The sequence below is a fragment of the Lacticaseibacillus manihotivorans DSM 13343 = JCM 12514 genome (assembly GCF_001435035.1).
In the GTDB taxonomy this organism is placed as follows: domain Bacteria; phylum Bacillota; class Bacilli; order Lactobacillales; family Lactobacillaceae; genus Lacticaseibacillus; species Lacticaseibacillus manihotivorans.
The window spans coordinates 68978-78095 of record NZ_AZEU01000313.1; the positions used below are offsets into that span (position 1 = coordinate 68978).

A 9118-nucleotide genomic window follows, 5' to 3' on the forward strand; every position below is an offset into this window, starting at 1 on the left:
CGTATACTTGAAAGCGTACCAGAAAGGATGTCCGCCTTGACTGAAATCAAATTGATCGCCTCAGATCTCGATCATACCTTATTAGATGAAGCCGGCCACTTGCCGCCGAACTTCTACGATACGATTCGCGCAGTTCACGATGCAGGGATGCATTTTGTCGCCGCGTCTGGTCGCCCGCTGTATACCTTGAAGCCAATGTTTGCGCCAGTGGCTGATGTCGTCAGCTTAGTCGCAGAAAATGGGGCTGTCGTCGTGCGCGATGGGGAAATGGTTTACGCGCAATTTATTCCCAAAGCGGATTATGTCCGCTTGACCAACTATACTTATGCCAAAAAACTCGGCGAGCCGATTTTATGCGCGTTAGATACGGCTTATATTGCCAAATCTGCTGAACAATATCGTGATTATCTCGGCCAATTCTTTGCCAAACTTGAAGTGGTCGATGATCTCACCCAAGTTGACGCGCAAGTTGCCAAGTATTCAGTGTACTTCCCAGGTGGGGAAACGTATGACATTTTCGAACCGGATTACGCCACCCCATTTAAAGATGACTTCCATGTCACCATCGGCGGGGATTATTTCTTGGATATGATGCACGCTGACGTCGACAAAGGCCATGCCCTCACAGAACTTGGCAAACTCATTGACGTGACGCCTGATGAAATGGTGACTTTCGGCGATAACTTGAATGACACGGAAATGTTGACGATTGCTGGCCACAGCTTTGTGATGCAAGCAGGTCAAACAGAACTGGACAAAGTGGCAGATGAACGTATCGGTAGCAATTCCGATTATGCGGTTCAAACTAAAATCAATGAGATCTTAGAGAAGGGTGGTCAACTATGAGTCGGATCGCAGTTTATTGTGGCGCTAATACGGGGAATGACCCGAAATATATCACCGCAGCGCGAGATTTAGGCAAATGGCTAGTCGCCAATGACCACAGCTTGGTTTATGGTGGCGGCGGTGTCGGTTTAATGGGCATTCTCGCCAAAACCGTGTTAATGCTTGACGGGCGCGTCACTGGCATCATGCCAGATAACTTATACAAGCGCGGTGCGGCGCTAGAAGAGCTCGAAGATTTAGTGGTGGTGCCGAACATGGCAACGCGCAAAGCAGAAATGTTGCGCATGGCTAGCGGTTGCATTGCACTTCCTGGTGGTCCTGGGACGCTGGAAGAAATCAGTGAAGCCTTCTCTTGGGCGCGCGTCGGTGATAACGATGCGCCTTGTGCCTTTTATAATGCGTTCGGGTATTGGGATCCGTTAGCCGAGATGTTTGATAAAATGGTGGCCAATGAATTCTTGACGGCAGAACATCGCAGCAAGTTGTTGTTCTCTGATAACTTGGATGAAATCGGCGAATTCTTCAACACCTACACGCCACCAACGATTCGCAAATACTAGTCAGCGATTCAAAGAAATTGCCAACTTATCGTGAATTGACAGATAGTGTTGAAGCGGTTACAATTTGTCTCGTAATTAAATATTTGGTTCGTCTTCAGGGCAGGGTGCAATTCCCGACCGGCGGTGACAGTCCGCGACCCGCATGTTGTGTGCGGCTGACAAGGTGTGAATCCTTGACCGATAGTACAGTCTAGAGTAAAGAAGATAGCGCTTATTTGAATGAACATTCAAGTGAGGTCTGTTTGCCTTTGGGGAAACAGGCCTTTTTTGGCTCGACTGAAGCGACCAACATGGAGGAATGTGCTATGTCTGGTTCTAAGGTGTACCGTTTAGTGGGGATCGCATTGCTGGCCGCAGTGGGATTCGTGTTACAAATGTTTTTGGCCTTTCCAATTTTGCCGGGATTTGATTTCTTGAAACTCGACTTATCGGATCTCACCGTGTTGATCGGCGGGCTGTTGTATGGCCCAGCCGGCGGGATCATGGTCGCGTTTGTGCGCTCGCTGTTACATTTTGTCATGACTGGTGGCGGGTTTGTGAACTTGATCGGCGATGGCACCGCGTTTGTTGCCAGTGTTTTGTTCATGTGGCCACCAGTGGCGTTAATGCATTCTAAAAACAGTTTATGGCGGCAAATCGCCGGGTTAGTCGGTGGGACGCTGACGTTGACTATCGTGATGGTCGTGTTGAACTGGTTGGTGCTGATGCCGGTGTACATGGCGGTGATGGGGTTTCACTTGGGGATGTCCTTGCTCAAGTACTGTGCCGTGGTCGTCGTGCCGTTCAACTTGATCAAAAGCACCACTGTTTCCATCGTCTTCTTCGCCTTAGCCAAAGCCTTGATGCCATGGCTGGACAAACAACACGCGATTCAAGCCAGCCGCTTGCAACATTCTGAATTAAAGTGAGCGCAGACCCATTGAAAATCACGTGAAAACTGGTATACTAAACACATATATTCGGTGTTGAGAAAAAGAGTCGCAGCTGCGAGCTAAGCGAGTGAGGGACAGTGCAAGCCTCATGCTTTTAACTGTGAGGGGCATTTCGAACCGATCAATCAAGTGCACGGTGCAAGCCGTGAAGTAGGGTGGAACCGCGCGTAAGCGTCCCTATGTCAATTATTTGGCATAGTGGCGCTTTTTTGATTGGCACCGAAGAAAATTAACTAACGCATGTCAGCCAGTAACTCATCAATTCGAACTGGCTGATCAAAGGAGATCCGACATGACCAAAAAAATGTCTGTCCAACAAATGATCCAGACCTTGCAAAAGTTCTGGGGCGACAAAGGTTGCATGCTGATGCAATCCTACGATACGGAAAAAGGCGCCGGTACCATGAGCCCTTACACGTTCTTGCGGGCAATCGGCCCAGAACCATGGGCTGCCGCTTACGTGGAACCATCCCGTCGACCAGCTGATGGCCGTTACGGTGAAAACCCAAACCGTTTGTACCAACATCATCAATTCCAAGTGGTGATCAAGCCGAGTCCTAAAGAAGTCCAAAACTACTACTTGAATTCCTTGCGTGCGTTAGGCATTGAACCTTTGGAACATGATATCCGCTTTGTTGAAGATAACTGGGAAAACCCATCCATGGGTTGCGCCGGTGTGGGTTGGGAAGTTTGGCTGGACGGCATGGAAGTCACCCAATTCACTTACTTCCAAGTTGTCGGCGGCCTTGAAGTCTCCCCAGTCACTTCCGAAATCACTTACGGCGTTGAACGCTTAGCTTCTTATATTCAAGACGTCAACAACGTGTTTGACCTCGAATGGGGTGATGGCGTGTTATACGGCGACATTTTCAAAGAACCTGAATACGAACACTCCAAGTATTCCTTTGAAGAATCCAACCAAGACATGTTGCTGCAATTCTTTGATGCCTATGAAAAAGAAGCTTGGCGCCTGATGGATCTCGGTTTGGTGCACCCAGCGTATGACTACATTTTGAAGTGCTCGCATACCTTCAACTTGTTGGATGCGCGCGGCGTGGTTTCGGTCACTGAACGTGCCGGTTACATGAACCGCATCCGCAAAATGGCCCACAAAGTTGCGCGTGCTTTTGTTGAAGAACGCAAAAAGCTGGGCTTTCCATTGTTGAAGCATGCAGAGGAGGCCGCAAAATAATGGCAAACTACTTACTTGAAATCGGTTTGGAAGACATGCCAGCGCATGTGGTCACCCCAAGCCTCAAACAATTCGCTCAAAAAACGGCCAAGTATCTCAAAGACAACAACTTGGACTTTGGTGAGATCAAACAATATGCCACCCCACGGCGCTTGGCTTTGTTGATTTCTGATTTAGCTGACAAACAAGCTGATGTGGAAGAAGATCTCAAAGGCCCAGCGAAGAAAATCGCCCAAGACGCTGATGGCAACTGGACCAAAGCGGCAATCGGCTTCACGCGCGGCCAAGGCATGACCGTTGACGATATCGAATTTCGTGAACTCAAAGGTGTCGACTATGTGTACTTGCAAAAAGCCGTGGCTGGCAAGCCTGCCGCAGAAATCCTCGCCGGCTTGATCAAGGTGATCAAATCCTTGACGTTCCCAACTCGCATGAAGTGGGGCAACAATGATTTTGAATACATTCGCCCGATTCACTGGTTGACTTCTTTATTAGATGATCAAGTGGTCCCAATGTCCTTATTAGACGTTGAAGCTAGTCGCACCACTGAAGGCCACCGCTTCTTAGGCCACGCCGTTGAATTGAAGACTGCCACTGATTACGTCGACGCGCTTAAAGACCAATTTGTGATCGTCGAACCAGCTGCCCGCAAGCAACTGATCGCGGATCAAATTGCCAAGATTGCTGAAGACAATGCGTGGACCATCGATTTAGATGCCGACTTATTAGAAGAAGTCAACAATTTAGTCGAATGGCCAACTGCTTTTGCTGGGCGTTTTGATGAAAAATACCTTGCGATCCCAGAAGCGGTCCTCATCACTTCCATGAAAGATAACCAACGCTACTTCTATGCTCGCGATGCCCAAGGTAAAATGGTCAACGCGTTCATCGGGGTCCGCAACGGCAATTCCGATTACATGGAAAACGTGATCGCCGGTAACGTCAAAGTCTTGACCGCGCGCCTTGAAGATGCCGCCTTCTTCTATGCCGAAGATCAAAAGAAAACCATCGCTGACTTCACCAAGCGTCTGGAAACCGTCAGCTTCCATGATAAAATCGGGAGCATGGCGGACAAAATGCACCGCACTAAGACCATTGCTGGCTTGTTAGCCGATCAATTCGGTTTGACTGCGGACGACAAAGCCCATGTCTTACGCGCCGCAGAAATCTACAAGTTCGATTTGGTTTCGGCCATGGTCGGTGAATTCGCTGAACTGCAAGGGACCATGGGTGAAGTGTACGCCAACTTAGCTGGTGAAGATAAAGCCGTCGCTCAAGCGATCCGCGAACACTACATGCCAATTTCCGCTGATGGCGCTTTGCCTGAAAGTATCGTTGGCACGGTATTAGCTTTAGCTGACAAACTTGAATCTTTGATGAGCTTCTTTGCCGTCGATTTGATCCCAAGTGGTTCCAATGACCCTTACGCTTTGCGTCGTCAAGCCTACGGGATCGTGCGGATGATCGCGGCCCATCACTTCTCCTTTGATGTCAACGCTGTGCAAACCGCTGCTGTCAAAGCACTGGCTGCTAACGATCAACTCGCCGGTTTGGACTATGCAGCTAATGCCAAAGCTTTGGCCGACTTCATGCGCGACCGCGTCAACCAATTCTTAGCGGGCCAAAAAGTGCGTCATGATATCGTCGATGCCGTATCTGCCGCACCAACTGTTGACGTCGAAGCGATGATCGATGCAGCCAACGTCTTAACTGCCCACGCTGACGATGATAACTTCAAACCAGTGATGGAAGCCTTAGGTCGGGTCACTCGCATTGCCGACAAGACCCCAACTGAAGGCGCGGTTGATGCTAAATTGTTCGAAAACCCAAGCGAAAAAGCTTTGCATGATGCAGCCATCGCTGTTGCCATCAAGTTTGACGACAAGCCAAGCGACGCCAACTATCTTGCTTTAGCTGGCTTGGAACCGGTGATCACTGATTACTTCACGGAAACTATGATCATGGCAGAAGACGAAGCTGTTCGCACCAACCGCTTGCGTGAGTTGACGAACCTCGCCAACTTGATCCATCAATTTGGTGCCGTGGCTCAAGTCATCGTCAAGTAAGTTTAACCGTCATTTCGTTTTTATTGTTTGCGCAGTTGTTGCGGCGTGAGCAAGTTGCAGAAAAAGTGAAGCGGAAGGGTGATCGACGAAGGCTGGACGGACATCAGCCGTGGGATTCTTAGCGGTTTACCGCTTAGAATCCAGCGAGAAGGAGATCCACTTGAATCATGAGCATAGCGAATGATCCAAGTTAGCTCCGACGAGCGTCATAGCGTTCCATGTCCGTCCAGCCGGAGTCGATCACCCTGAAGCTTGGCGCTTTTCAACCGAAAAAACTACTTGCTTACGATAAATCAGTGCTTGCAAATCCAGGCCTCAGCGGCTATACTATAGGTTGCAGTATTTTGCGCTGACACGATCTCAAAAGTCGCATTTCACCATGAAGTGCGACTTTTTACCGCTACGAGGAGGTGAGGGCATGGCAGGCATGATACCGGAAACCAAAATCGACGAAGTGCGCAACAGCGTCCGCATCGCCGATTATGTGGGTCAGTATGTGCAACTGCACAACGCCGGCCAAAACCTATTCGGCATTTGTCCTTTCCATGATGAAAACACGCCGAGCTTTTCCGTCAACGAATCTAAGCAGATCTTCAAGTGCTTTTCTTGTGGCCGCGGTGGGAATGTCTTTTCCTTTGTGCAACAATACGACAAAGTGAGCTTCCCGGAAGCCGTTGAGAAAGTCGCTGAGTTTGCACACATTGACCTCGGCATCACGGTGCAAGCCAACCGCGCGCCAGTTGACCCAGAAGTCGCCGCACAAATTGCCTTGCTCAAAAAAATCACCGATATGTGTCATCACATTTTGGTGAATACGCAAGCCGGTGAGAAAGCTTTAGCGTACTTGACGGATCGTGGGTTGACTCGGGAGACGATCGATCACTTTGATATCGGTTATGCGCCAAAAGATCGCACCTTGATGCGGACCTTTTTGGATCAGCAACAAGTCGATTATGCAACACAACGCGCCAGTGGGTTGTTTGTCGAAGATGACCAAGCCACGCTGTATGACCGCTTCAATGATCGCGTGATGTTTCCGTTAAAAGATGCGTCCGGCAATGTAATCGGTTTTTCTGGCCGAGTGTTGGACAAAGCATCGCATCAAGCCAAGTACTTGAACAGTCCAGAAACTAAGCTGTTCAATAAGCGCGATGTCTTGTTCAACCTTGACGCCGCGAAAACTGAATTCAAGCAATTCGGTGCTGCCGTGCTGTTTGAAGGCTTTATGGATGTGATCGCGGCGTATCAAGCTGGGGTGCCGGTGGGAATCGCCTCAATGGGCACCAGCTTGACCCAAGATCAAGTCAATATCATTGCCAAACAAACCCGGCAATTGACGATTTGTTATGACGGTGATGAGCCTGGGCAAAATGCGACGGCTCGTGCGCTCACTTTGGTGCAAAACCACAAACGCCTGCAAACCAATGTCGTCGTCTTACCAGACGGTATGGATCCAGACGAGTATATCAAAGCGCGCGGGGCGGACGCGTTCAAACAACAAGTCCAAACGGTGTTGACGCCAACGGCTTTTGCTTTGCATCATGATGCATTGGGCTTGGACATGGCCAACGATGCAGACAAGTTGCAATACTTGGATGCCGCGTTGAAAACCGTCGCCCTGGTCCCTGCTGGTGCAGAGCAGGCGGTGTACTTGCAGCAAATCAGTCAAACCACTGGTGTTGCCGTCAATGATTTGAAAGTTTCGCTGCCCCAAACCGCCCCGCAGCAAGTAGCGCCGCAATCCGACTATGCGCCTTGGCCAGATGTTGCGCCACCGCCGATGCCTGATGAGTATGGGCAAACGTTTGCCGGGCCAGTTTCCCCAGCACCCCAGCAGCATTTTGACAAGTTCGAACAAGCAGAGCGGCAATTGCTCGCCTACGCTTGGATCGAACCGGCAGTGGCAGCGCGGTTGCACCAAAGCAACTTTCAATTCGGGCATGCCCAATATCAAAGTTTGTTTGATGCTTGGGTGAGCTATGCTGCAGCGACCAATCCACCCCAGTTTGCGGGGTATTTGGACCATGTGCCAGCAGACTTGGTGGCGTTGGCGACTAATTTGAGTGAACAAACCTATCCTGAACCTGATGATGATGTCATCGAAGAGCTGATCGCTTTGGCGGGCAAAGAAGACGCCTATGCGCAGCTGCAACAAGTCAAAGCGGCATTGCATCAAGCGCAGGTATTAGGGGATAAAGCGGGGGCGACCCAATTAGGCATGCAATACATCCAATTGTTGCGTGCTTATAAGACCGGAAGTGTTGCTGAGTAGGCAATGGCATTTTCAAGGAGGAACTTTAATGGCTGAAAAAACCACGAAAACCGATCCAAAATATGATGCTGCCGTTAAGCAGATCATCAAAGACTACAAAAAGGCCAAACAAATCACCGATGATGACTTGGCTCGCAAGGTGGTCAAGCCTTTTGCACTGCGCAGCGAAGCCGTTGATGATTTGATGCAAAAACTTGAAGACAACGGCATTGCAGTTGTCGACAAAAATGGTGATCCTACGGCGCAATCGATCAAAAGTACCAAAGCCGTCACCAAAAAGGAAATGAAAGACCTTTCTGCGCCAAGTGGTGTCAAGATCAACGACCCTGTGCGGATGTACCTCAAGGAAATCGGCCGGGTCAACTTGCTGACGGCTGACGAAGAAGTCGCTTTGGCCTTGAAAATCGAAGCCGGCGACCCAGAAGCCAAGCAACGCTTAGCTGAAGCTAACCTGCGTTTGGTGGTTTCCATTGCCAAGCGTTACGTTGGCCGCGGCATGCAGTTCTTGGATCTGATCCAAGAAGGGAACATGGGCTTGATGAAAGCCGTTGAGAAATTTGATTACCGCAAAGGCTTCAAATTCTCCACTTACGCCACTTGGTGGATTCGTCAGGCCATCACGCGCGCCATTGCCGACCAAGCTCGTACGATCCGGATTCCTGTGCACATGGTTGAAACTATCAACAAATTGATCCGCATCCAACGTCAATTGTTGCAAGATTTAGGTCGCGAACCTACGCCTGAAGAAATTGGCGCGGAAATGGACATGCCAACGGATAAAGTCCGCGAGATCTTGAAAATCGCCCAAGAACCCGTTTCCCTTGAAACCCCGATTGGTGAAGAGGATGATTCTCACTTAGGCGACTTCATCGAAGATGCCGATGCGACGAGTCCAGAAGACCATGCCAGCTACGAATTGCTCAAAGAACAGCTCGAATCTGTCTTAGACACCTTAACTGACCGTGAAGAAAACGTCTTGCGTTTACGCTTCGGGTTGGATGATGGGCGTACCCGGACCTTGGAAGAAGTGGGTAAAGTCTTTGGCGTCACCCGTGAACGGATCCGCCAAATCGAAGCGAAAGCCTTGCGCAAACTGCGCCACCCAAGTCGCTCCAAGCAACTCAAAGATTTCCTCGAATAATCGTTTGAAAGCCAGGCCTTGTGCTTGGCTTTTTTGCGTGGGGGCAAAAGCTTCGTAAGCACCTAATAACAGACCGCCTATCCCTCTCAATTGCCAAGCGGTATCATGA

Annotated in this window: 7 protein-coding genes and 1 riboswitch; all 7 genes read left to right on the forward strand. The window is 49.7% G+C overall.

What is annotated here, in order from left to right; genetic code table 11:
* The first annotated feature begins 36 nt into the window (after positions 1-36).
* The 7 genes from FD01_RS15085 (at position 37) to rpoD (ending at position 9009) form a co-directional block, all read left to right on the forward strand.
* Entirely contained in the window at positions 37-846 is an 810-nt protein-coding gene (locus FD01_RS15085; protein ID WP_056965163.1) for an HAD-IIB family hydrolase, read from the forward strand.
* Positions 843-1406, forward strand: coding sequence for an LOG family protein (locus FD01_RS15090; protein WP_054714098.1), 564 nt, complete (start codon positions 843-845; stop codon positions 1404-1406). Before FD01_RS15085 ends, FD01_RS15090 begins: the two co-directional genes overlap by 4 nt.
* Positions 1407-1492: 86 nt before the next feature.
* Positions 1493-1616: riboswitch (FMN riboswitch) on the forward strand.
* Between the two features lie 95 nt (positions 1617-1711).
* The gene (locus tag FD01_RS15095) at positions 1712-2314 is read left to right on the forward strand and encodes an ECF transporter S component (protein ID WP_054714095.1); all 603 of its coding nucleotides are present in this window, start codon (positions 1712-1714) and stop codon (positions 2312-2314) included.
* A gap of 316 nt (positions 2315-2630) precedes the next feature.
* Positions 2631-3530 carry a glycine--tRNA ligase subunit alpha gene (gene glyQ / locus FD01_RS15100; protein ID WP_056965166.1) on the forward strand — a complete coding sequence of 300 codons (900 nt, stop codon included), beginning with the start codon at positions 2631-2633 and terminating at the stop codon, positions 3528-3530.
* Complete coding sequence (gene glyS, locus FD01_RS15105) at positions 3527-5596, forward strand: glycine--tRNA ligase subunit beta (protein WP_162257376.1); 2070 nt, start codon at positions 3527-3529, stop codon at positions 5594-5596. Before glyQ ends, glyS begins: the two co-directional genes overlap by 4 nt.
* Before the next feature lie 427 nt (positions 5597-6023).
* Positions 6024-7868 carry a DNA primase gene (gene dnaG, locus FD01_RS15110; protein ID WP_056965171.1) on the forward strand — a complete coding sequence of 615 codons (1845 nt, stop codon included), beginning with the start codon at positions 6024-6026 and terminating at the stop codon, positions 7866-7868.
* 28 nt (positions 7869-7896) lie between these two features.
* On the forward strand, positions 7897-9009 hold the full coding sequence (gene rpoD / locus FD01_RS15115; protein ID WP_054719726.1) for an RNA polymerase sigma factor RpoD: 1113 nt from the start codon (positions 7897-7899) through the stop codon (positions 9007-9009).
* Positions 9010-9118 lie beyond the last annotated feature (109 nt).